General features: G+C 68.7%; 22 protein-coding genes. 18 read left to right on the forward strand and 4 right to left on the reverse strand.

Annotated features, from left to right (window positions below; translation table 11 throughout):
• Positions 1-174 precede the first annotated feature (174 nt).
• Positions 175-729 (reverse strand): response regulator, encoded by a 555-nt coding sequence (locus HUW62_RS16165; protein WP_176434971.1) that lies wholly within the window; start codon positions 727-729, stop codon positions 175-177.
• On the opposite strand from HUW62_RS16165, the gene HUW62_RS16170 reads away from it, so the two are divergent.
• Positions 722-2,026 (forward strand): sensor histidine kinase KdpD, encoded by a 1,305-nt coding sequence (locus tag HUW62_RS16170; RefSeq protein ID WP_176434972.1) that lies wholly within the window; start codon positions 722-724, stop codon positions 2,024-2,026. The genes HUW62_RS16165 and HUW62_RS16170 overlap by 8 nt on opposite strands.
• Here HUW62_RS16170 and HUW62_RS16175 read toward each other — a convergent pair.
• Positions 1,938-3,251, reverse strand: coding sequence for a DUF4105 domain-containing protein (locus tag HUW62_RS16175; RefSeq protein WP_176434973.1), 1,314 nt, complete (start codon positions 3,249-3,251; stop codon positions 1,938-1,940). The two genes, HUW62_RS16170 and HUW62_RS16175, sit on opposite strands and share 89 nt — an antisense overlap.
• Positions 3,252-3,413: 162 nt before the next feature.
• Between HUW62_RS16175 and HUW62_RS16180 the strand changes: the two genes are divergently transcribed.
• Complete coding sequence (locus HUW62_RS16180) at positions 3,414-3,935, forward strand: hypothetical protein (RefSeq protein WP_176434974.1); 522 nt, start codon at positions 3,414-3,416, stop codon at positions 3,933-3,935.
• A gap of 81 nt (positions 3,936-4,016) precedes the next feature.
• Here the strand turns inward: HUW62_RS16180 and HUW62_RS16185 are convergent, their stop codons facing one another.
• Positions 4,017-4,358: a hypothetical protein gene (locus tag HUW62_RS16185; RefSeq protein ID WP_176434975.1), complete on the reverse strand. Its 342-nt coding sequence runs from the start codon at positions 4,356-4,358 to the stop codon at positions 4,017-4,019.
• 797 nt (positions 4,359-5,155) lie between these two features.
• On the opposite strand from HUW62_RS16185, the gene HUW62_RS16190 reads away from it, so the two are divergent.
• The 16 genes from HUW62_RS16190 to HUW62_RS16265 all read left to right on the forward strand — a co-directional run bounded on the left by HUW62_RS16190 (position 5,156) and on the right by HUW62_RS16265 (position 22,790).
• Complete coding sequence (locus tag HUW62_RS16190; protein ID WP_176434976.1) at positions 5,156-5,965, forward strand: hypothetical protein; 810 nt, start codon at positions 5,156-5,158, stop codon at positions 5,963-5,965.
• Between the two features lie 38 nt (positions 5,966-6,003).
• A complete protein-coding gene (locus HUW62_RS16195) occupies positions 6,004-6,831 on the forward strand; it encodes a hypothetical protein (RefSeq protein WP_163865759.1) in 828 nt (275 codons plus the stop codon).
• Between the two features lie 16 nt (positions 6,832-6,847).
• Positions 6,848-7,888: a beta-ketoacyl synthase N-terminal-like domain-containing protein gene (locus HUW62_RS16200; RefSeq protein ID WP_163865758.1), complete on the forward strand. Its 1,041-nt coding sequence runs from the start codon at positions 6,848-6,850 to the stop codon at positions 7,886-7,888.
• A 13-nt stretch (positions 7,889-7,901) separates the two neighbouring features.
• The gene (locus HUW62_RS16205; protein WP_163865757.1) at positions 7,902-8,180 is read left to right on the forward strand and encodes an acyl carrier protein; all 279 of its coding nucleotides are present in this window, start codon (positions 7,902-7,904) and stop codon (positions 8,178-8,180) included.
• Positions 8,177-10,606, forward strand: coding sequence for a hypothetical protein (locus HUW62_RS16210; protein ID WP_163865756.1), 2,430 nt, complete (start codon positions 8,177-8,179; stop codon positions 10,604-10,606). The genes HUW62_RS16205 and HUW62_RS16210 overlap by 4 nt, the downstream gene beginning before the upstream one ends.
• Before the next feature lie 3 nt (positions 10,607-10,609).
• Entirely contained in the window at positions 10,610-11,113 is a 504-nt protein-coding gene (locus tag HUW62_RS16215) for a hypothetical protein (RefSeq protein ID WP_163865755.1), read from the forward strand.
• Positions 11,100-13,322, forward strand: a complete 2,223-nt coding sequence (locus HUW62_RS16220; protein ID WP_163865754.1) for an SMP-30/gluconolactonase/LRE family protein — start codon at positions 11,100-11,102, stop codon at positions 13,320-13,322. Before HUW62_RS16215 ends, HUW62_RS16220 begins: the two co-directional genes overlap by 14 nt.
• A gap of 7 nt (positions 13,323-13,329) precedes the next feature.
• Positions 13,330-14,427 carry a S9 family peptidase gene (locus tag HUW62_RS49675; RefSeq protein WP_163865753.1) on the forward strand — a complete coding sequence of 366 codons (1,098 nt, stop codon included), beginning with the start codon at positions 13,330-13,332 and terminating at the stop codon, positions 14,425-14,427.
• Complete coding sequence (locus HUW62_RS16230) at positions 14,409-16,277, forward strand: hypothetical protein (protein ID WP_176434977.1); 1,869 nt, start codon at positions 14,409-14,411, stop codon at positions 16,275-16,277. The genes HUW62_RS49675 and HUW62_RS16230 overlap by 19 nt, the downstream gene beginning before the upstream one ends.
• A complete protein-coding gene (locus tag HUW62_RS16235) occupies positions 16,274-17,053 on the forward strand; it encodes a cyclase family protein (protein WP_176434978.1) in 780 nt (259 codons plus the stop codon). Before HUW62_RS16230 ends, HUW62_RS16235 begins: the two co-directional genes overlap by 4 nt.
• Positions 17,050-18,105, forward strand: coding sequence for a c-type cytochrome (locus HUW62_RS16240; RefSeq protein WP_176434979.1), 1,056 nt, complete (start codon positions 17,050-17,052; stop codon positions 18,103-18,105). The genes HUW62_RS16235 and HUW62_RS16240 overlap by 4 nt, the downstream gene beginning before the upstream one ends.
• Positions 18,102-19,340, forward strand: coding sequence for a beta-ketoacyl synthase (locus HUW62_RS16245; RefSeq protein WP_176434980.1), 1,239 nt, complete (start codon positions 18,102-18,104; stop codon positions 19,338-19,340). The genes HUW62_RS16240 and HUW62_RS16245 overlap by 4 nt, the downstream gene beginning before the upstream one ends.
• Before the next feature lie 3 nt (positions 19,341-19,343).
• A complete protein-coding gene (locus HUW62_RS16250; protein WP_176434981.1) occupies positions 19,344-20,513 on the forward strand; it encodes a multicopper oxidase family protein in 1,170 nt (389 codons plus the stop codon).
• A gap of 87 nt (positions 20,514-20,600) precedes the next feature.
• Entirely contained in the window at positions 20,601-21,569 is a 969-nt protein-coding gene (locus HUW62_RS16255; protein ID WP_163865747.1) for a sigma 54-interacting transcriptional regulator, read from the forward strand.
• 51 nt (positions 21,570-21,620) lie between these two features.
• Complete coding sequence (locus HUW62_RS16260) at positions 21,621-22,157, forward strand: SRPBCC family protein (protein WP_163865746.1); 537 nt, start codon at positions 21,621-21,623, stop codon at positions 22,155-22,157.
• A gap of 18 nt (positions 22,158-22,175) precedes the next feature.
• Positions 22,176-22,790 (forward strand): DUF3052 family protein, encoded by a 615-nt coding sequence (locus HUW62_RS16265; protein WP_163865745.1) that lies wholly within the window; start codon positions 22,176-22,178, stop codon positions 22,788-22,790.
• Here HUW62_RS16265 and HUW62_RS16270 read toward each other — a convergent pair.
• A complete protein-coding gene (locus HUW62_RS16270) occupies positions 22,768-23,361 on the reverse strand; it encodes a GNAT family N-acetyltransferase (RefSeq protein WP_163865744.1) in 594 nt (197 codons plus the stop codon). The genes HUW62_RS16265 and HUW62_RS16270 overlap by 23 nt on opposite strands.
• Between the last annotated feature and the right edge of the window lie 8 nt (positions 23,362-23,369).

Below are 23,369 nucleotides of genomic sequence, written 5' to 3' on the forward strand. Positions count from 1 at the left end.
GGGAAGAATCGAGCGGGGGGGCCGTGGCTCGCGAGGCAACGGGAGGCGCCGCGAGGTTGCCTTGGGGGCCACGCTTGAGACGCGGTCTCGGGCGGGGGCGGGCCGTGCCCTTCTGGTACGCCGCTTGAAGATTGTGGGCGGGCGCCGTTTGTCCCAGGGCGAGGGGGAAGAAGGTCAGTCCCGGGCGTTGAGGATGTGTTGGAGGAGTTGGCGGGAGATCTGGAGCAGCTTCGCGGCGCCGCGCACGCTGCCACCGGATTTTGCGAGGGCCTCGTCCACGAGGGTGTCCCGGACCAGGCTCTCGAAGTGATGCAGCGGCACCTTGCCGGCGCTCGCCCTCAACGCGGGGCCGAGCTCGGGAGGGCGCGCCAGCGTCTGGGTCCACACGGCTTCCAGCCGCGCGAGGTCCAGCGGCTTGGGGACGAAGGCGCGCACGCCGCTGGCGGCCAGTCGGAAGGCCTGCTCGGCCGTCGCGCTGCCGCTGATGGCAATGACATACGGCAGGGGCTCCACCGCGAGCAGGTCGTCCAGGAGTGAGTCGCTGGTGCCGTCCGGCAGGCTGACGTCCAGGAGCACCGCGTCGGGAGGTTGGGTGCGAAGCACCGCGCGCGCGGCGGCGAGGGTGGTGACGTGAGTGATTCGTTCAGCGCGGGATTGCAGGACGTCTTCGAGCACGCGCGCCAGGCTGACCGAGTCCTCTATCAGCAGGAGGTGTTGGACCATGGCCATACAGGAAAGCATAACACGCAAGGTCCTCACCGACGCGTCCAACGAGGGCGAGGTGCTGGTGAGCGCGGTGCGCATCATCTTCTGCGCGCTCGTCCTGGCGCGCTTCCTGGCGCTGGGGGGCGTGGCCGCGGAGGGAGGTCTTCCGGCCGCGGTGCTGGAGCTGGCGTTGTTGCTGACCGGCATGACGCTGTCGGTCGCCGCGCTCTGGGCGGGAAGGCGCAGGCTGTTCGGTCCCCGGATGCTCGTGGCCTCCGCGCTCCTGGACGCCGTCGTCGCGCAGGGCACGCTCCTGTCCACGCTGTTGTGGCACGGTCCCAGCTACACGGGGCTGCTGCGGATGCCGGACCCCTCCGCCGTCATCGCCGTCGTGTTCATCACCGCGTTGCGATTGTCACCGCGTGTGGCCTGGTTGGGCACGGGAGCGAATCTGTTGCTGTTGGGCGGGCTCGTCGTCCTCGACTTCCGGTTCAACGCCAGCCATGTGACCTATGGCCTGTCCGAAGTCGCGCTGCTCGTCATCTTCGTCGGCAGCGCGGGCAGCGTGGCCGCGATTGCCTGTGGCGTGGCGCGGCGGATGGTCCTCAAGTCCGGCGCGGAGGGGGTGCGCATCCGGCGGGCGCGGACGAACCTGAGCGTCATCCTGCGGGAGCACCACGACGCGAGGACGCTCCTGTCGGCGGCGAGGCTTCGCGCGGACCTGCTCCTGAGAGACCCGGGCGGCGCCTCGTGCTCCCGGCACATGCAGGGCCTGGCGTCCGACCTGCGGGAGCTGTGGGAGTTCGTGGAGAGCGTGAAGTCACGCGCCCTGGGCGAACTGGCGATGATTGACGAGGCGACCCCCGTCGAGGTCTCCACCACCTTGAGGAACGCGGCGGCGGTGGTGCAGACGCGGTACTCGCATGTGCGAATCCTGCTCGGGCCCGGGGCACCCGCGGGGCAGGGGCCGCGCGTCTGGGTGGTCGGCGGCGAGCGGGGGCTTTTGCACGTGGTGACGAACCTGCTCGTCAATGCGTGTGAAGGAGATGGGCAGCGAGGCGCGGGCATCGTCCAGGTGAGCGTGGAGCCGGAGGGCGGCACGCGGAACATCCTGCTGCGGGTGAGTGACGATGGGCCGGGCTTCCGGGCGGGGCTGTTGGACGGGGCTCGGCCGACAGGAGGCACGACGAAGTCGGAGGGCTCGGGCCTGGGGATGCGGCTGGTGGGCGGGCTCATCGAGGCGAGTGGAGGGACGCTGCGTGCGTCGAATCTCCCGGAAGGTGGGGCTCGGGTCGAGGTGATGCTCCTCGCGGGAGGGTGACACGCCACCGCTTCACATGGACGAGCGCCAGGCCGAGGTTCGCGACGAGCAGGACGGACATCGGCTCGCGGGTGTCCTGCTGGAACGTGGGCGACAGCTTGAGCACCACCGCCAGCAGGGAGCCGAGGGCGAGCACTCCGACATAGTGACGTGCCCGTCGCTCGGAGCGCTCGTTCCCGGAAGCGATGCCCAGGCCGAGGGGAAGCAGCGCGAATGACAGGGGATGGGCCATCCACTGGTTCTCGTTGAAGCCGAAGTAGGGGTGGACGGAGCCGACCATCAGGACGAAGCCGATGGCGCCCGCCGACCCGAGCGTCGCGCCGACGAGCGCGTGGTAGAGCCCGAAGGCGATGCGGAAGGCGCGGCGGTGCGTGGCCGCGCGGGGCACCGCGAGCAGGAGCAGCGTTCCCGCGGTGAAGAGGGCGAGGAGCCCGCGCGTCAGCGAGGAAGGACCCAGCGCCAGCGGGGGAGGGCGGGTGGTGGTCAGGTGCTCGTCGCGACTGCTTTTCACGAGAGGAGTCGAGGTGCCGTGCTCGTCCGTGAAGGAGCCCTCCGCGAGCGCCTGGGCCAGCTCCACGGGAAAGGCGGCCTCCTCCCACCGGGTCATCGGGGCGTCCACCGTGTCGTTCGTCCAGAGCATCAGCGCCCACTGGAACAGGGGAACCTCGCGGGTGTAGCGGCGGAGGTGCTCGCGCCAGGTCAGTGAAGCACGGCCCGCGAGCTGGGCACTCAATGCTCCGCCCAGGGCTTCGTCGAGTGCATCCCGCAGGCGAGTCGCGCAGTTGCTCCGCAGCGGGTCATACGCGTATTCGCGCGTGGCGGGATTCACGTCCCGTTCGAGGCGCGCGAAGAGGCGGCGTCGCTGCTCCACGGGCAGGTCCAGCTCCTGGAGGAGGATGGAGCGGCCTCGTGCGCGATAAAGAAAGAAGGAATGCTCCACCGAGAGCCGGGCGGCCCAGTACCTGGGTCTCTCCAGGAGGTAGCGCACCCCGGAGCCGGGGCCGTAGGACGTCACGCCATAGCTGTAGAGCACGGAGGTGCCCAGCCGCGTGTCCTCCACCCAGATGGCGGTATGCCCGAAGCGCTCCTGGACGTGCGGGCCGGGACCGAAGGTCACCACCTGGATGCGCAGCGCCTCGGGCCGTGAGCCGAAGTCCTCGGCGGGAGCGGCGAGGAGCGGTGTGCTCCAGAGCAACCCGAGGAGCAGTGTCGCGAGTCTTCCCATGGGCGCGGAGGGTTCCACTTCGCTGTCATCCGGGGCAGGGCAAGAAATCTGGCAGTGGGCAGCCTCCTGGCTTCGCGGCACCTTGGCTTCGCTTCGTGAGCGAAGCGGCCCCGCTGGCCGCGCCATGCCCACGAGCTCGACCCACCCCTAGAGGAGACGACGATGAACGCTGCCCTTGTTCCGAGTGCGATGACGCCCCGCTTTGTTTCGACCCTGACGGCGCTGCTGGCCGCCGTCGTGCTGTTCCTGCTGCCCGGCATGGCGCATGCCGAGGACGGAATGCGTGTCATCACCAAGCTGCGCATCACCGTCGTCACGGGCGGAGACGACCTGCGCAATGCCAGCCATGCGGTGGCCTCGCTCAAGTACGTGGGGCTGTCCGGCAACCTGCTCACGACCAGCATCAACCTGAACAACGGCGCGAACTGGGGCAACGGGTCCACGCACACCGTGACGATGACGACGCCCACGGGCGTGCTGCTCGCCAACGTCGAGGAGTTCAGCATCCAGTTCACCTCCGGCCAGCCTGACCCCTTCGCCACGGGCGACAACTGGAACATGAACGGCATCACCGTGACGGCCATCCTCGATGACGGGACGGAGGCGGTCCTCGTCCAGCAGGCCGGCAATTACCTTCACCGCTTCTGGAGCGACCACGACACGCGCTGGGCCACCGCGCTCTAACGCGGCTTCTCCCTGAACGACGGCCCGAGTCCCGCGAGGGGGCTCGGGCCGCGTGCGTTTACACGAGGACTCGGGAGTCGCTCAGAAGCCTCCGCTCAAGCCCAGCATCATTCCTCCCTGAGACACCGCCACCGAAGGCAGCACGCGGCTCTCCGTTGGCTCTGGACGCGCGCTGTTGGCGGAGTGAGACAGTTCGTAGCCCACGACGGAGCCGATGAGCGAGCCCACCAGGGCACCCAAAGGGACAGCCGCATCGCCGGGTTTGACGTCTCTGAGAAGCAGCGCCGTCACGGTTCCTGCTCCCGCCCCCGCGCCGGCGCCCAGGAGTGTTCCGGTCCACGTCCCTTTTCCTCCCAGGATGCGCGCCCCCCACATGACGCCGATGGGAGCGCCCACCGCGGCGCCCACCAGGAAGCCATACACCCTTTCGCTTGTGCAGGAACCCAGTACGCCCGAGGAGGGGACTCTGCTGGGCCTGTTGTTATTGGCGTCACAGTACACGGCTCCGACCAAGACGCCCGTGAGGCCCATGGTCAAGGCTGTCAACGACATGGCTCCGAGTTCCGCCGCGATGCGTGCGCTCGTGTGGAGTGCCGCGAGCGCCTCCGACTTGACCTCCTCGGGCTCGGCTGCCGCGGGTGCGGGGTCCATCAAGTGCAGGGCCCTCCGCGGTTGTGTGCCTGGGAGGGCCTCCAAGGGAGCCTCTTCGATGGCCGCAATCGCGAGGCCCGGTGTGAGGAACAGCAGCGAGAACAGCAGGGGCCACTTGAACAGGTGTCGGGACGTGAAGATCTTCATGTGAGCGCGCCGGTGCAAGCGATGGACCCATTCGCTGCCTTCAGGAGTTTCCATGGGATGCGCCGCGCTCATTCACGCGGAGGCTGCGTCCGTGTGCAGTTCGCTGCACAACCTTGTCCGACATGCGTAGTCAGCTCTCCGGTGCCAGGCCAAAAACATCCTAGCTCCTCGGCAGGCGCGAGAGCCGGGTCACTCCAGTGAGTTTCGCGGCAGCCGCCCACTGCATCTGGCCGGGCCGTGAAACCCCTCGGAGAAAAACATCCGACCTGGCGGGCCGCTCTGGCCTCCGTCGGTGAAGCCAACTCCCTGGAAACGCACGTGGAAGCGCGGTGACAGGAGTTGGTCCCGGGATTGCTCAGCAGTGGGCAGCACACACAGCTCGCCAGCCCATCGCAGTCCCCATTCCGAACGGAGGGACCCCCATGAAGAACCACCGCAGTCCTGCCTGGATTCAGGCGCTGCTTGGCCTGGCCACCGTGCTGTGCATGCCCCTGGCACACGCGGATGAGCCCGTTTACGAGATGGAAGCCGCCGCACGCGCCAGCTACTTCGCCATCGACATCTACACCGTGAAGAAAGGCACCGAGGGCGCCTTCCTCACCAGCTCGCTGCGCTCGGGCCCCTATGACAGGGTGGCCACGGGCTTCGGCAGCGAGAAGGTCGTCGAAGTCCTCCCCGCCACCCGCGACGCGGACCCGCAGTACATCATCCTCAGCCGCTACTTCGACGGCGAGCTGGCCACTGTCATGACCCGTCAGCGACAGCCCGCGACGGACCGTGTCGCCAGCGCCACTCCGGCACGTCTGCAAGGGCGACTCGTGGATGTAGTCCTCAGTGACTGGGCCTGGGAGCGTAATCGCGTCAAGGGCGCTGGCACCAAGTCCGCGGCGCCTACGTTCCTCTCCGCCATGCCCTACAAGGACGAGGCGAAGGTGTTTCAGCAGCACATCGCCTCGCTCAACTTCTTCAAGATTGGCTACGTCGGGCAGACGGCCAGCGTGGAGTTCTTCGCGACCGCCACGCCCGTCGAGGAGATTCGCAAGACCATCCTCGCCCGGCCTGGAATGTCTGGCACCGCCCTCATCGCCCTGGCGGATGGCTCCGGGCACGTCGCGTACACCGAGTACTACGAGCTGCCCGCCACCCTGAAGTCCACGCGCATCCAACGCACCGGCGCCGCCACGACGGGGATCGCCACTGGCGTCGTCGTCGAGAACTACATGGCGCGCTGACGCAGTCTCCTGACCACGAACCGCAAGGAATCCCTCACATGCGAAAGCTGATTCCCCTGTTCACCCTGGCCGGGGTGCTCCTCGTGTGCGCCCAGGCCTCCGCGCAGCCCGTTGCCCAGGTCATCGTCTACGACGTCGCACCCGAGGCGAAGCAACAGTTCGTCAAGGCGCTGGAGACCACCCGCGACGCCTATCTGAAGGAGCCCGGTTTCATCAACGAGCGCGTGCTGGACAGCCTGGACCCGCTGGCCCTCAAGTACCTCACGTATGCCCGGTTCAGCACCGCGGTGGGCTCAGACAAGACGCTCCAGGCGCGCCTCGCCGCCGTGGCGCCCTACGTCCGCCGCGCGCCGGAAGTGCACATCGCATCGCTGACCGAAGCCTTCACTCCGGGGGCCATCACCAACAAACCCAAGGGGACCGAGTTCGGCGTCGGCAAGACGAACCACGTGGCCCATCTGGGCTTGTTCGTCCCGTTCCCCCAGTACTGGGAGCAGTACCGCAAGGCCCTCTACGACGTGAAGGTCGTCACGCGCGGTCGCAAGCCGGCGGGCTACTTCGGCGACGACCTGCTCGTGGAGACCACCGCGCCCTCTCCGGAGGTGCAGACGCCGTACTCGCCTCGCGCGGTGGAGGCCTCGCGCATGTCCATCAACTACGGCGAATACGAGTCATTGGAGGCGGCCGAGAACTCCTACGTCCAGCGCCACGGTCCCATCGAGGACCCCCGCATCGCCGCGCTCGCTCGCGTCTTCTACGGCTCGCTCCAGGTCCCCGCGCGCTTCTACATCTTCCGCGTCATCGCGAACTACGGGCCCACCCCCGGAGGCGCGTCCACCAAGGGCCGCTTCACCCCTCAGCGCTGAACCCAGACACGCCCCCATGAACGCTCCCGCCCCCGCGCGCCAGGAAGACGAATACCCCGTGCTCGTCCATGCCCAGGCCGTGGTGTGCGGACGTGGGGGGACGCTGGAGGAACTCCTCGCGGCGGTACGAAGCGGTCAGCGCTTCGAGCCCACGCGGGACCGTTGTGTCGACACGGCGGACCTCGCGGTGAGAGCCCACCTCTCGCCGCGAGAGTCCAAGAAGGTCGACCGGTTCTCCTTGCTGATGCTCGCCGCCGTGTCCCAGACGCTCGAGGACCATCCCCTGCGACCCTCCGAGCGCGAGGCGTGCGGGATGATTGTCGGCAACATGCTGGCGGGCTGGTCCTTCGCGGAACCCCAGCTCCGCGCACTGCACACGCTGGGCGCGGGCGCCGTCAGCCCCTACCTCGCCACGGCCTGGTTCCCCGCGGCGGCGCAGGGACACGCCACCATCTCCCTGGGCATGCGGGGCTTCGCGAAAACGCTGACCACGGACCGCTGCTCCGGAGGTCAGGCCATCGGCATGGCCTTCCATCGGCTCCGTCAGGGCGCGACGGGCTCGTTGCTGGCGGGTGGCGTCGAGTCACCCACCACGCCGTTCGTCGAGGCCGCGTTCTCTGGCGAAGGGGACCGAGTCACCTGGCTCGCGGAAGCCGCGGGCTTGTTGCTGCTCCAGCGCGGCGCGCCCGAGTCCTCCGGGGCCCGCTTCCTGGGGGCCCATGCCAGCTTCCGCTTCGTCTCCAGGCTCGGCCTGGAGCAGCGGCTGGCGGCCTTCCTGGACCGGCAACGCGGCCTTCCGCCCCTGCTCGCGGTGGTGTGCAACGCGGAGCCGTGGAGCGAGGCGGAGCAACACCTGCACACCCTGGCGGCGCGGGCGCTGGGGGAAGACGTCCCTCGCTTGAGCCCGTGCCGCACCCTGGGCGACTCGCTGGGTGCCAGCAGTGGCGTCGCCGCGGCGCTCGCCTGCGAGGTGCTCACGCCACCTTCTCCTCCTCGCTCGGTGCTCGTCCTCTCGTGGGGACACCAGTGCGTGGACCTCCTGTGGATTCACTCGTGAAGGAGCCGTGCCGATGAAGACCTCCCGCGTCACCGAGACCCTCCTCATCTCGCTGCACGCACTCGGGCACGCGCCCGGGAGCGTCAGCCTTATCACCCACCTCCAGGACGAACTCGGCATCGACTCCATCGAGACGGTGGAGCTGGCCGCCACCGTCTGCGGACGGCTGGGCCTGCCGCCGCACCTCGCCCCGGACGTGCGCAACGTCCACACCGTCGCGGAGCTGGCCGCGCGCATCGAGCCGCTGCTGGCCCGGGACTCCCACCTCGCGGTCGCCGCGGGGTCACCGTGAGCGCGTCCACTCCGGGCTCGCGCCAGGCCTTGCTCGTGGGGCTGCTCTTCGCGTTCAGCGCATGGGGCGCCCAGACACACGTCATCAACCTCTCGGATGCGCCGCCGTACATGACGCCTTTGGCGGTGCGGGCCCGCGTGGGCGACACGCTTGTCTTCAAGAACCACGGGCCGGAGATGGTCCACTCCATCACCGACGAGGCCCTCATCCTCTTCTCCGGCGACATCGCCGTGGGCGCGGAGTGGAGCTACACCTTCAAGCGCGCTGGCGAGTACCCCTACCTCTGCTTCCGCCACCACTTCATGCGCGGCAGCGTCACGGTGGAGAACGCCGACGGCTCCACGAACTTCGCGCCGGAGTACGCATACCAGTCCGCCTTCCGCGAGTTCGTCATCCCCACGCTGAAGGCCGTGCCCCGGATGATCATCCCCAGCCGCGTGGACGACTCCATGTGGTTCACCGAGGGCGGCGGAGACTTCTACGGCTTCGAGAACATCCCCGCGAACAACAAGCTGGGGCAGCTCGACGACACGGGCCGCATCGTCGAGTTCGCCACGCCCACCCCGGGAGGGGACGGCAGCACCGTGGGCGTGGACTCGCTCATCATGGATGACAAGGGAATCATCTGGTTCACCGAGCGGCTCACCAATCGCATCGGCCGGTTGGACCCGAGGGGCGGCATCCGAGAAATCCAGCTCCCCAACCCCAAGGGCGGCGCGCTCGGTGTGGACCTGGACAAGAAGGGACGCATCTGGTTCGCCGAACGCCATGACAATCACATCGGCTACCTCACGCCCGATGGGAAGCTCACGCGGATGGAGCTGCCGGCCAAGGACTCCGAGCCGCGCACCGTCTTCGTCGATCGTCGTCAGCGCGTCTGGTACACGGCGCGCACCGCGAACGAAATTGGCTATTACGAGCCAGGCCGCAAGCGCTTCGTCCGGCTGAAGATTCCCACGGAGAACGCGCGCCCCACCGGCATCGCCGAGACGAGCGACGGCACCATCTGGTTCGTGGAGATGGTGGGAAACAAGGTCGCCAAGGTGGTGGGCGACCAGATTGTCGAGTACTCGCTGCCCACGCGGTTCTCCGCGCCGTTCAAGATTGTCGCGGACGCGAAGGACCGCCTCTGGTTCACCCAGGTGTTCGGCAACTCCATCGGGATGATGGACACGCGCACCGGCAAGATTCTCGAGTACAAGATTCCCACGCCGGACAGCCGCCCCGGTGGCCTCACCGTGGACCGCAAGGGCCGCATCTGGTTCACCGAGCAGCTCGGCAACAAGATTGGGATGTTGTTGCCAGACGAGCTGGCGAAGTACCCGGATCCGGTGCCGGTGCCCATCCAGCGGCCCGCCTTCGCCGGACCAGGCAACGGACCGCCGCCTTCCGTGCAGGGACCTCCTGGCGCGGAGCCTCCGCGGGCTCCCTCCGCCGCGCCATCAGCGCCCACCGGACAGACTCCCAGCGCGCCACCGTCCGCGCCGCAGACGCGCTTCCAGATGCGTGACTTCGCGCTGCCCCAGGCGGGCAGTGGCCCCGGTAACGAGCTCATCGAGGACGCGCGCGGGCTGCTCTGGTTCAATCAGATCTACGGCAATCGCATCGCCGCGTTCGACCGGCGCACCGGGCGCTTCCAGGAGTTCGGGCTGCCCAGCGTAGCCAGCATGCCGTCCGGCATGGCCATGGACCGGGCGGGCCACTTCTGGATTGCCCAGTTCCGCACCAACGGGCTCGCGCGGTTGGACCCGCGCTCCGGCCATGTGGACGAGTACCCCATCCCCATCGACGCGGCACTGCCCTCCAGCGTCGCGGTCGACCCGAGCGACCAGGTGTGGCTGACCTTGCTGGGCGCCAACAGCATCGCCCGCTTCGACCGGGCCACCTCGCGCTTCGAGCTGTTCGACATGCCACGCGAGGGAAGCAGCCCGCTGCATCTGGTGGCGGACCGACTGGGGGGACTGTGGATCTCCGCCTCCGAGGAGAGTGGCAACTACGTGGCGCGGTTCGAACCGGGCCGTCGCGCATTTGAAGTCCACGACATGCCGACCCCGGACTGCTCACCCATTGGCGTCCTGGTGGATGAGCACGCGCTCTGGGTGGCGGAGGGGGGCGCGGGGAAGCTTGCTCGACTGGATTTGAGCTCCCGTCGCTGGGAGGAGTTCACGGTGCCCGCGAGCGACGCGGAGCCGGTGCGACTCTCGAAGGACTCCGAGGGCCGCATCTGGCTCACCGACGGAGGCGGCCTCGGGGGCGTGGGTGGCAACCGCCTGGCTGTCTTCGACCCGCGCACACGCGCCTTCGAGTTGATTCCCATGCGCACACCTGGAGCGAAGCCCCGGGGAATCCTCGCCACCGCCGACGGTGTCTGGTTCACGCAGCAGAACGCCAACCTCCTTTCCCGTCTCACCCCACGAGGTCCATGAGCCATGGAGACGTTTGAGATTGAAGTGCACATCTCCCGGGATGTGAGCACCGTGCTGGCGGCCTTCTGGCACCTGGAGGAATGGCCCGCGGTGGCGCCTCACGTCCGGAAGATAGACATCATCTACTCGGACCCCCAGGTCCAGGTCCTGTTGATGACGGTCCACAGCCGGGGGCGCACGGACACCTTCAAGACGGTGCGCATCCTCCAGGGGAACTCCATCTTCTACTATCAGCCGGAGCCGCCTTCCTTCCTGCACCGGCACTACGGCTTCTGGGAGCTGGCAAGCGAAGCGGGCGGCACCGTCATCACCAGCCGTCACATGACGGAGTTCGACGTGGAGGTGGCCCACCGCTACCTCGCGGCCACGGGCGCGCCGTCCTCCAGCGACGACGACGCGAAGCGGCAGCTCATCGACCTCATCCGCAACAACAGCCTCCAGACGATGCTCGGGCTCAAGCGTCGCATGGAGCAGCAGTCCTCCGAGGTGGCCCATGCGCTTCCGTGACTTGCTCGTGCTCCTGTTGGTCGGCGTGGGGGGCTGCACCGCTCCCGCGTCGCGGCTGTCCCTGGTCTCCGAGCCCGCGTCGGGAGCCGTCACGCCCACCGCGAAGCCCGCCATCACCACCGCCGCCGCGTCAGTGGTAGCTCCCGATGTCTACGCGGAGTCCGCCGTCACCAAGACGCAGGCGCGGCTGCACCAGCTCCGTTCCAGCGCGGACCGGGCCTTCTCGCTGTTCGAGTACACGGTGCCGACGCCGAACGCGGTGCCGCACATCATCGCCATCGACCGCGAGGACCGCGTCTGGTTCTCCGAGAGCGGTGGTCGCTTCGCGCGCAACTTCATCGACGTGCCCGCGGTGAACAAGGTGGCCCGGTTGGACCAGGGTGGCACCATCACCGAGTGGACCACTGGCACCGAGGGCTCCAGCCCCATGGGCCTCATCTTCGATGCGCACGGAGACCTGTGGGTGGCCGAGCGGCTCGCCAACCGCGTCACCCGCCGCAAGCCGGATGGTTCCGTGGTGCGCTATCCGCTGCCCACTCCTGACGCATGGCCCACCGCCATCGTCCTCGACTCCCAGGGCAATGCCTGGGTGACGGAGACCATGGCGGACAAGATTGCCCGCATCGACGGGAAGACGGGCGCCGTCACGGAGATTCCACTGCCTGCGCGGCAGACGAAATCCACGGGCATCGCGGTGGACCCGCAGGACCGCGTCTGGGTGGCGATGCGCGACGTCAGCTCCCTGGGGCGCTACGACCCGAAGACAGGCGTCTTCGAGCAGCTCCGCCTGCCCACGCCCGAGTCCAAGCCCTGTGGCCTCGTGGTGGATGGCCAGGGCCAGGTCTGGTTCTCCATGCGCAACGCCGGGAAGATTGGCCTGTACCTCGAGGACGGCACCGTCCAGGAGTTCGCGACCGACAGCCGGCACGGCGGGCCCTTCTTCCTCGTCGCCGACAAGCGAGGCGACATCTGGTTCAGCGAGCTGTTCTCCAATCGCGTGGGCCGCTTCGACCCGAAGAAGCGCCAGTTCGAATACTTCTCCCTGCCAGGCAAGGACGGTCTACCCGCGGGCATCGCGCTCGACTCCAAGGGCAACGTCTGGTTCGCGCAGCAGGGGACCAACGTGGTGGGCGTCATCGTCCGCACGGACCTGTCCTATCTGGCGGGCGAGACAGCCGGGCCCGCGTCCACGCCGAGCATCGTCAACGCGCGCCACGAAATCGTGGAGATGGAGGTCCCCACGCCGCAGTCCGTGCCGGGCATCGTCGAGGTGGATGGCCGGGGCACCGTCTGGTTCACCCAGATGGGCGGCGGCTGGGTGAGTCCTGGCTTTCCTCCAGGTCCGGGTGGCGGCGCGGTGGGCTACTACAAGGACGGCAAGCTCCACGAGCTGAAGACCCCCACGCCCGAGTCCGGCCCCACGTCACTGGGCCTGGACCCGTGCGGCGACGATGTCTGGGTGACACTGCGCGCGGCGAACAAGATTGCCCGCATCCGCGACTTCAAAATCACCGAGTACACCATCCCCGTGCCCAAGGCGCTGCCGGTGGGCATCGCGGTGGACCTGGACCACAACGTCTGGGTGGCGCTGAGTGACGCGAACAAGCTGGCGCGCTTCTCACCCGACGGGGAGTGGCGCTTCCTGGACATGCCCCATCCCAAGGCCGAGCCGCGCACCGTCTTCGTCGACAAGCAGAACGAGGTCTGGTTCGCGCAGAAGACAGGCAATCGCATCGGCAAGCTCGACAAGGACGCGTGGACCGTGGAGACGTGGGAGTTGCCCACGCGCATGGGCTGGCCGCTGTCACTGATTGAAGACGGGGAGGGCCGCATCTGGTTCGCGGAGATGCGCAGCGACAAGCTGGGCATGTTCGACCCCAAGACTCGGAAGATCTCCGAGTACGCGCTGCCGGTGCAGTCCGCGCCCTTCAAGGTCAACTATGACCGGGCCTCCAACGCCATCTGGGTGTCCACCGTCTTCTACAACGCCATACTCCGCTTCGACCTGGCGAAGAAGCAGGTGGTGTCCGTCTACAAGATTCCCTCCGAGGGCGCGTGGATGGGTGGCCTGTCCCGCGACAGCGAGGGCTGCCTGTGGTTCACCGAGCAGTTCGCGAACAAGCTCGGGCGCCTGTGTATCGAGGGCGTGTCCACGGTGCGGCTCGGTGACAAGGCGGTGCCCGGCGCGGTGATGGGCGCGGGAAGGTAGGCCAGTCATGGACCCGCGGCGCTTCATGTTGTTCCGCGTGGCCTTCTCCGGGCTGCCTTTCGGGGAGCTGGAGGCGGCGTGCCGACGAATGGACGCGGGCGCGGAGTGGACGCCCGCGTTCGAGCGGTCCGCCAGGGAGCTGGGCCTCCTCGCCGCGCGGGCGACGCGGGAGGGACGTCGTGGCTCCGCCGCCCAGGCCTGGCGTTGGGCGGCGAGCGGATTCCATGCGGCCTCGCTCGGGCTCCACCTGCTGGGGCCCGGACTGCCCTGGCGGCGTCCCACGCTGCGCCTGCGTCGGCTGGCGCAGGGGGCCTACCGACGGGCCCTGAGGCTGGATGCGTCCATGGGGCAGTGGGTGCGAGTGCCCACGCCCCGGGGCGACGTGGGTGGCTATCTGCGACTGCCTCCGCGCGGGCCGGCGCCGCTGGTGGTGGTGTTCAACGGCCTGGACTCGCTCTGCGAGGTGGAGCTGCATGCCTTTGGAGACGCGCTGCTGTCACGAGGACTGGGCGTGTTCGCCGCGGACCTTCCCGCCGCCTTCGGACTGCGCCCCCGCGCGCCAGTCTACGCGGCGGAGGAGGTGGCTCCGGCGCTGGCCGACTGGGCGGCGCGACAGCCCGGGGTGCTGCAAGGGCGACTGGGTGCCTTTGGCGTGAGCTTCGGCGGGCACATGGTGGCCCGCGCACTGGCGGGAGACCCGCGCTTCGTCGCGGGCGTGGCGGTGTCACCGAACGCCACGCTGGACGGTCCCCTCATCGGGCTGGAGCGGATGCGCAGGATGGTGGCGCTGGCGTTCGACCTGCCGGAGGGCGCGGCGGTGGATGCGCTGGCGTCCGCGATTCGACTGGAGGGGCTGGAGCCGCCGGAGGGCGCGCTGCTGGTGATGCACATGGAGGAGGACCGGCTGTTCGGGCCGGAGCACGCGGTCGCCTTCCTGGCGTGGGGCGGCGAGCGCGTGGAGATGCGGAGCTGGCAGGCGGAGCACGTGGGCACCAGCCGCGTGCACGACTGGCTCCCGCTCGCCGCGGACTGGCTGCACGAGCGCATCCACGCCGAAGCGAACACAAAGCTCACGGGGGCAAACTCATGGGTCGCAACGAGCTGATGCAAGGGCTGTCGACGCGGTGGGCGGTGGTGTTGCTGTGCGTGGGAGTGCTCGGCTGCGAGGCGGGGACGCGAAGCCCCGGAGCACCGGCGCCCAAGCCACCTCCCGCCGCGCCCGTGGCGTACTTCCAGGAGTTCGCGCTGGACCATCCAGGCAGTGGCCCCGCCATCGTCGCGGTGGATGACCAGGACGCCGTCTGGGTGGCCCTGGCCAAGACGGGCAAGCTGGCGCGGTACTCCAATGGCAGTCTGGAGATGTTTGCCTTTGGTCCAGAGAGCCGCCCGGTGGGCGTGGCGGTGGGCGCTCCGGGCACGCCCCACTTCGGGAGCGTCTGGGTCGCGGCGAGCTATGACAACAAGCTCATCCGCTTCGACATCGCCACGCGGCGGACGCAGGAGTTCAAGCTGGAGGGCAAGAACTCCTGGCCGTTCAACGTGGCCCTGGGGCCGGAGGGCTCCGTCTGGTTCACCCAGCGCTTCGCCGGGGCGATTGGCCGGTTGGACCCGAGCACGGGGAAGGTGAGGGACTACCCGCTGCCCAATCGCAGCTCAGGCCCTGCTGGGCTCGGCGTGGACCCGCGCAGCGGGCTCGTCTGGTTCACCGAGGGCTTCACGGACACCGTGGGCCGACTGGACCCCGCGACGGAGGAGATTCGCGAGTGGAAGCTGAGCGCGGAGAGCACCGGCGTCGTCAGCGGCCCCGCGGGGCTGGCGGTGGATGCGCAGGGTGGAGTCTGGTTCGCGAAGCTGGAGGGACGCCTGGGGCACCTCGCGCCGGGAGCGAAGGAGCCTCGTGTCATCGACGTGCCTCCGGAGGCGAGGCGTCCCGCGGGCATCGCGGTGTCGCCGTCCGGTGACGTGTGGATGCTCGCGCTGGATGGAAACCTGGCGCTGCGCTACCGGCCCTCCACGGGCTCCTTCACTTCGTTCCCGCTGCCCACGGGAGGACCCGATGAGGAGCCATCGGTGCCACCCGTGGCGCGCAGCTCGCGGCCGTTCGGCCTCGGCTTCGACAAGCAGGGCAACCTCTGGTTCTCCGAGCAGTACGCGGGGAAGCTGGGCGTGCTGGACCTGTCGCCGCCCACCGTCGTCGTGCTGTCTCCCGTTGGTGTCGTCGAGGGCGGGCGCACCATGTTGTCCACGCGCATCACCGACCGGGTCTCCGGCGTGCAGCGCGTCGAGTACGCCATCGACTCCGTCGCGGTGAAGCCCGTGCAGGGCTTCCTGGAGCTGGTGGACCTGGCCCCCGGGCCGCACAAGCTCACCGTGCGCGCGGTGGACGGCGCCGGCCAGGAGTCCTCCGTGGAGTCCTCCTTCGAGTATCGGCCTGGGCGATTGGCGCTGCTGCACGCGCTGCGCCGCCTGGAGCCCTCGGACGACGAGGGCCGCGCCGCGAAGGAGAAGCTGGTGACGGACGCGGAGCGCCTGGGCGAACAGGATGCGCGCGACGGACTGGTGCGCATCCGGGGCTCGCTCGCGGAGGTCAGCGGTCGCTTCCGTCCCTTCCCGTTGGAGTCCTATCAGCGGCTCATCGACTACCTGGCGGAGAACTCCGTGGGCAGCGTGGACGTGCGTGTGCTCGACGAGCCGCCGTACTTCGACCGCAAGGAGCTGGTCATCCGCAGTGGCGACAGCGTCCGGTGGCGGTATGACTCGCCCAACACGGGCCACACGGTGTCCACCGCCACGCACGAGCTGGTGGTGGAGGCGGCCGAGGGACGCATGTTGTCCTCGGGCGTGCTGAAGGCGGGGGAGCGCTTCACCTTCCGCTTCGAGAACCCGGGGCAGTACGTGGTGAAGGCTCCGGAGAGCCCGGGCGCGGTGCTCGCGGTGCGGGTGAGCGCGCCATGAACGTCGCCCCCCGGCTCGTGGACCTGGGTGTGCCGTTCGGCCCCAATCCCGGGGAGCGGGTGCCTGTCGCCATTGAGCGCCTGTCTCACGAGGCCGGCGGCGCGCACCTGGCGCAGCTCGTGGGCATGGACCCGTGTTGTCTCGAAGGGGGCCGTGCCTGGGCCAGCGAGCGCATCACCGCCATCACCCATTCGGGGACCCACATGGATGCGCCGTTCCACTACGCGCCCACCGTGGCGGGGCGGCCCGCGCGCACCATCGACGAGATGCCGCTCGACTGGTTCTACCGCCCGGGCTGCTGCATCCCCGTGGAAGAGGGGCCTCAACGACAGCCCGTGGCGCCAGAGGAGCTGCTGGCGTGGGAGCGGCGCGTGGACCATCGGGTGGGGGAGGGCGACATCGTCCTCTTCCACACGGGCGCGGGAGCGTACTTCGGGCAGGAGGGTTACTCGGACAAGGGCCGCGGCCTGTCGGTGGAGCTGGTGCGCCTGCTCACGCATGAGCGGGGCGTGCGGGTGTTCGGCACGGATGCGTGGAGCATCGACCCGCCCTACGACGTGATGCGCGAGCGAATGGGGACGCTGGGCCCGGAGTCCGTGTGGGCCGCGCACTTCGTGGGTCGCGAGGTGGAGTTCTGTGTCCTGGAGAAGCTCTGCAACCTGGAGACGCTGCCGCCCCTCGGCTTCTGGGTGGCGTGTTTTCCCATCAAGGTCCACCGGGGCAGCGGAGGCTGGGTTCGCCCCGTGGCGTTTCTCCGGCCTGGGGTGACGCCGTGAAGCGCGTCGTGGCGCTGGTGGTGTCACTGATGGCGGCGGGTGCCCAGGCCGCGAGCCCTTCATCAGGAGGCGAGGCGGAGGGCGCGCGGCTCTTCAAGGCCCGCTGCGAGAAGTGTCACCTGGCCCGTCCACCCGGCGGTGACGACCTGCTGTCTCTGGAGGAGGTGGAAGGCCCGGACCTCTCCTTCGCGGGTTCGAGGCTTCGGCCGGAGTGGGTGGAGTCCTGGCTCACGGCGCCCGCGAGGATTCGCCCCGCGGGGTGGTTGCCCTATCGCTACGTCGTCCCGACCGAGGCGGGAGACCGCGTCGACGTGGCCCGGCTTCCCGCGCACCCCCCGTTGTCACCCGAGGAGGCGCGGAAGGCGTCGGCGTACCTCGCCACGCTGAAGCGCGAGCCCAATCCCCATCCGCTGGTGGAGCCCAATCCCTCCATCCGCGCGCAGGTTCATTTCTCCAAGCTCCTGCCTTGCGGCGGGTGTCATCAAGCGGCGCCGGGGCAGGGCGGCATGTCGGGGCCGGAGCTGCATACGTCCGGAGCCCGGCTGGATGCCGAGTGGATGGGCGCCTTCCTGTCGGAGCCTGGGTACTGGCAGCAGGGGTTGATGCCTCGCACCGATGCTCGAGCGGACCAGCTCGCCGCCATCGTCCAGTTCCTCCTGCGGCCTCGTGAGGAGGCGGCGACTCCGGCGCGGGCCACCGTGGAGGTGTTGCCTCTTGTCGCCATCGCTCCGGTGCCGAAGCCGAAGGGCCGGGCGGAGCACCTGTATCGCCTGCTGTGCTCGCAGTGCCATGGCGTGCTGGGCAATGGCCGGGGCATCAACGCGCGCTCCCTCTTCGTCGCTCCCCGCAACCATCGCTCGTCGCAGGAGATGAGCGGGCTGACTCGCGACAGCGTCATCACCGCCATCCGCTCGGGAGGCAGCGCGGTGGGCAAGTCCACGTTGATGCCGCCGTGGGGCTCGGTGCTGGGGCGCGCGGACATCGAGCTGCTCGCGGAGCATGTCCTCACCTTGAGCGGAGAGTCCGCCTCTCCGGGAGACCGTCGTCCATGAGCTCGCGCCGCCGTCGTGTCGTCGTCACCGGAGTGGGTCCCGTGTCGCCCGTGGGCGTGGGGCGACAGCGCTTCTGGGAGGCGCTCCTCGCGGGCCGCTCGGGAACGCGGGCGCTCACGTCATTGCCGGGAGGCTTTCCCCTGGAGACCTTGCGCTCCCGCATGGCGGGCGTGATTCCAGACACGCTGCTGCCCGAGGACGAGCGGCGCACCACGGACCGTCGCGGACTCCTGGCCGAGCTCGCGTTGGACCTGGCGCTGCGCGACGCCGACTTGCGGAATCTGGAGGGAGCGCGCTCGGCGGTCGTCGTGGGCAACGCGGTGGGCGCGCCCATGGAGACCGAGGCCGCGTATGTCTTTCGAACACGGGGTGAGGAGAGACACGGGCCCGGTGGTTTCCTCCGGCAGCTCTCCTTCCATACCGTGGCGGACGAGCTGGCAGCCCGCTGTGGCGCCGACGGGCTGGTGCTCACGGTGTCTACCGGCTGCACCGCGGCGCTCGATGCCATCTGCACCGCGTTCGACCTGGTGCGCTCCGGCGTGGCGGAGATCGCCGTGACGGGCTCCGCCGAGGCTCCACTCACCCCCATGGTCTTCGCCTCCTTCGACGTCATCGGCGCGACGTCGCGACGCAATGACATCCCCACCGCGGCGTCACGGCCCTTCGACGCGCAGCGGGACGGCTTCGTCCTGGCCGAGGGCGCCGCGATGCTCGTGCTGGAGGACCTGGAGCGGGCGCGGGCACGGGGGGCGCGCATCCTCGCGGAGCTGGTGGGCGCCGCGTCCACGAGCAACGCGTTCCACATGACGAACCTCGCGCCGGACGGGCTGTCGCTCGCGAGGTGCATCCATCAGGCGCTCGACGATGCCCGCCTGGCTCCGGAGGCGGTGGACCACGTGAATGCCCATGGCAGCTCCACGCCGCAGAATGACTTGTGTGAGACCAACGCCGTCAAGGCGGTGCTCGGCCCGCGCGCCCGACGCATCACCGTCAACTCGCTGAAGTCGATGCTGGGCCATGCGCTGGGCGCGTCCAACGCGCTGGAGGTCGCCGCGAGCGCGCTGTCCCTGCACCACCAGCGCCACTTCCCCACCATCAACCTGGAGGAGCCGGGTCCGGGGTGTGATTTGGACTACGTGCCCCAGGTCGAACGAGTCGCCTCCTGCGGCCACCTGTTGAAGCTGAGCAACGGCTTCTCCGGCATCCATTCGGCGTTGCTCATGGCGGCGCTCTGAGCCATGCGCGCCCTCGAGACAGTGGCGGTGCTGGTCTCAGTGATGGGTCTGCTGCTTCCCGGGGGACCGGGGCACGCGCAGGAAGACGCGGTGCTGGAGGAGACGCTTCCTCCTCCCTCGGCGCGGGTGGACCTGCTGCTGCAGAAGGTGAAGCCCAGGCTGGAGCAGGGACAGGCCGTCTGGGAATACGAGCTGGTGGTGAGCGAGCGCAAGCTCCGGCTGGTGGACGGCACGTACTACAAGGTCTGGTCCTTCGGCGGCAGCACGCCCGGCCCCACGTTGATCGCCAGGGAAGGGGACAGGGTCCGCATCCGCGTGGTGAACGAGACGTCCAACCCACACTCGCTCCACTCCCATGGCCTGTGGGTGCCGCACCGCATGGACGGTGCCCCGCACCCGCATCCTCCCGGCGCGGGCGAGCACGCGGGCCACGGCGGTGCCAAGGCCGAGGCGTTGCCCGCATGGGCCAATCCCATCCCTCCTGGTGGCAGCTACACCTATGACTACATCGCGCGCCCCGCGGGGACGCACTGGTATCACTGTCACGTCAACACGAACGAGCACCTGGACCGGGGCATGAGCGGCGCGCTCATCGTCCTGCCCCGGCTTCCCGAGCCGCGCGTGGACCAGGACATCGTCCTGCTGCTCGACGAGTGGAACCGCGACTACGCGGAGCTGGGGACACCGGGTCATCCCAAGCAGATGGCGGGCTACGACATCTTCACGTTCAACGGTCGCTCCTACCCGGAGACGGAGTCCTTCCAGCCGCGCCTGGGCGACGTGGTGAGGCTGCGTTTCATCAATGCCGGCGCGCTGATGCACTCCATGCATCTGCATGGCCACGAGTTCCTGGTCACCCACAAGGACGGCCAGCCCCTGTCGGAGCCCGCATTGATGGACACGGTGTCGTTGGGGCCGGGGGAGCGCGTGGACGTCGTCTTCGTGGCGAACAATCCCGGGGACTGGCCCCTGCATTGTCATTCCTCGCCCCATGTCACCAATGCGGGCAAGTACCCCGGAGGGATGATGGCCCACTTCCAGGTGGGGGATGATCGCTTCCCCCGCGAAGGCGAGGGGCCCGTGAGGCCCGGCATACGTTCACTGCGCGAGGTCTGGCGGGCATCGGCCGCGCGCGCGCTGAGGGCCGACCTGGAAAAGTCGGCACGTCCGTGATCAGATTCGAACGTTCTATCCATCAAGACTTGCTCGTGACGCCCACGGCCCCCGCCGCGCGGCGGGCCCATTGAATGGATGGCCATCATGGAAATCGTTGGCCGGAGTCTGGAGCACCAGAGGTTGCTCGCCCAGCTCGCGAGGGTGGCTCCCACCATGACGGAAGTCCTCATCACCGGACCCACGGGCGTGGGGAAGGAGCGCTACGCCCGCTACCTGCATGAACAGAGCCGACAGCACGGCGGCGGCTTCGTGGCCATCAACTGCGGCGCGCTGCCTCCGGACCTGCTGGAGAACGAGCTGTTCGGCCATGTCGCCGGAGCCTTCACCGGGGCGCACCTCAAGAGCGAGGGTTTGATTGCCAGCGCCGAGGCGGGGACGCTCTTCCTCGACGAGGTGGACTCGCTGGCCCTCGCCAGCCAGGTGAAGCTGCTGCGCTTCATCCAGGAGCGCGAGTACCGACGGCTCGGAGAGAACCGCATGCGGCGCGCGGATGTGCGCATCGTCGCCGCGACGAACGCGGACCTGCTGGAGGCCGTGAGGGACGGGCGCTTCCGCGCGGACCTGTTCTTCCGCCTGCGCGTAGTGCCCATCCGCGTGCCGCCCCTGCGCGAGCGCCCCGCGGACATCCTCCCCCTCCTGGACTCCTTCACCCACCACTACGCGGCGGCCTATGGCCTGCCGCCCGTCGAGTACTCACGAGGCGCCCTGCGCTGGTTGGAAGACTATGCGTGGCCGGGCAATGCCCGCGAGTTGGAGAACTGTGTCCGTTACCTGACGGCGCTCCAGTTGGGCCGTCCGGTGGAACCGCCGGACATCGACTTGTTGGACCCGGAGTCCTCTCATCCAGAGCTGGCCCCAAGGCTCCGGTTGGACCTGGCCTTCCAGCGCGCGAAACGCAATCTCATCGATGATTTCGAGCGGCGCTACATCACCGAGGCGCTGCGACGCAATGGAGGCAACATCTCACGCGCCGCGCGCGCGAGTGGAAAGGCCCGCAGGGCCTTCTTCGAGCTGATGCGCAAACATGGACTGCATGGCAGTGCGATGCGCTGACAGGGTGGGAATGGTTGACGTCTGGAGTTGGGACGACTTAGTACACTCGCCGTGAAGACGAGGAAGAGCATGTGGATAGTGGGCGCACTGGGCTCGGTGGCGGGGCTCGCGGCGGTGGTTGTTGGCATCGGGACATTGCTGCCAAGAGACCACGTCGCCTTTCGCAGCATCATCTTGAAGCAGCCGTTGGACACCGTCTGGCCGGTCATCTCCGACATCGCGGCGTGGCCCTCTTGGAACAAGGGCCTCAAGCGGGTGGAGCGTCAGCCGGACCGTGACGGGCACGCGGTGTTCATGGTGGAGGACTCCAACGGCTCGTTGCCCTCGGAGGTGTTGGAGGAGGCACCTCCGCCGAAGGCCACGCTCGTCACCCGCATCCAGGAAGCGGGGCTGCCCTTCGGCGGGACGTGGACGTGGAAGGCGGAGCCGGTGGAGTCGGGCGTGCGGGTGTCCATCACGGAGAATGGCTCCGTGTACAACCCGTTCTTCCGCTTCATGTCGAAGTTCGTCTTTGGCCATCACCGCAACATGGACTCGTACCTGAAGGCGTTGGGGCAGCGGTTTGGCGAGGCCGTCGAGCCGGGCTGAGCGGAGCGAGGAGCGCGCATGGGGTCCGAAGTGCTGTGCAAGGTGTCCTTCCAGGGCCAGACGTCGGAGGGAAAGGCTTATCTGGAGAGCGAGAAGGTCACCTTCCGGGGGACGTTCCGGTTCGACATCCCGGTGAAGGCGGTGTCCAACGTGGAGGTCTCCCGAGGCGTGCTGAAGGTGTCCACGGCGGAGGGGCTGGCCAGCTTCTCGCTGGGGCCGGAGCTGGCGGAGAAGTGGGCGAACAAGCTGAAGAACCCTCGCGGCCTCTTGGACAAGCTGGGCGTGAAGGCGGGCCAGAAGCTGTGCGTGCTCGGGGTGAAGGACGAGGACTTCCTCGCGCAGTTGGAGCGCAAGGTGGGCGAGGTCCACACGGGCCGCGCGCCCAAGGAGTGTGACCTGCTCTTCGTCGCCGTGGACGGCCCCGAGGATTTGGATCGCCTGGGGACGCTGCAGCGGAGCATCAAGCGCGACGGGGGCATCTGGGTCATACGGCCCAAGGGCAAGGCGTCGAAGCTGGCGGATGGAGAGGTCATCGCCGCCGCCAAGGCGCAGGGCCTGTCGGTGGTGAAGGTGGCGAAGTTCTCCGAGACTCACACCGCGGAGAAGCTCGTCATCCCGCTGAGCCAGCGCTGACGGGCGCGGGCTCGCTCCAATCCCAGGCCACCACGGCCCACTCGTCCGTCGCGTCGCGGTAGGTGTGCAGCGGCTTGAAGCCCACGCGCTCATGGGCGCGCATGGAGCGCGTGTTGCGGGTGGAGACCTCGGTGACGAGCAGGTCGAAGCGCTCGCGATACAGCTCGCGGTGCTTGGCATAGAGCTGCTCGAACACGCCCTTGCCCCGGTGGGCCTTGTCGATGCAGACCTGCCCCATGACGTAGAACCGCTGCTCCGTCAGCGGACGGCCCTGGTACTCCAGCGTGTCCAGCAGGTCGAACATGGGGACGAGCAAGGGCATCAGCGCGCGGCACTCCCGAGGCATCGTCAGCGCATAGGCCACCAGCTCACCTTCGTGGCTCGCGATGATGCTGGGGGCCAGGGCGTGCATCCGCTCCAGGGCGGACACGTCATGCTCCACGGTGACGAAGCCCTGCGAGCGCATCTCATCCGTGCTGATGGCCTTGGGCAGGTTCTTTCGCTGGAGGTCGAGGATGCGCGGCAGCTCCGAGGGGCTGCGCACCGACGTCACGTCATAGGGGCTGGCCATGCCGTGGG

The organism is Myxococcus sp. AM011 (assembly GCF_013372595.1).
GTDB classification, from domain to species: Bacteria; Myxococcota; Myxococcia; order Myxococcales; family Myxococcaceae; genus Myxococcus; species Myxococcus eversor.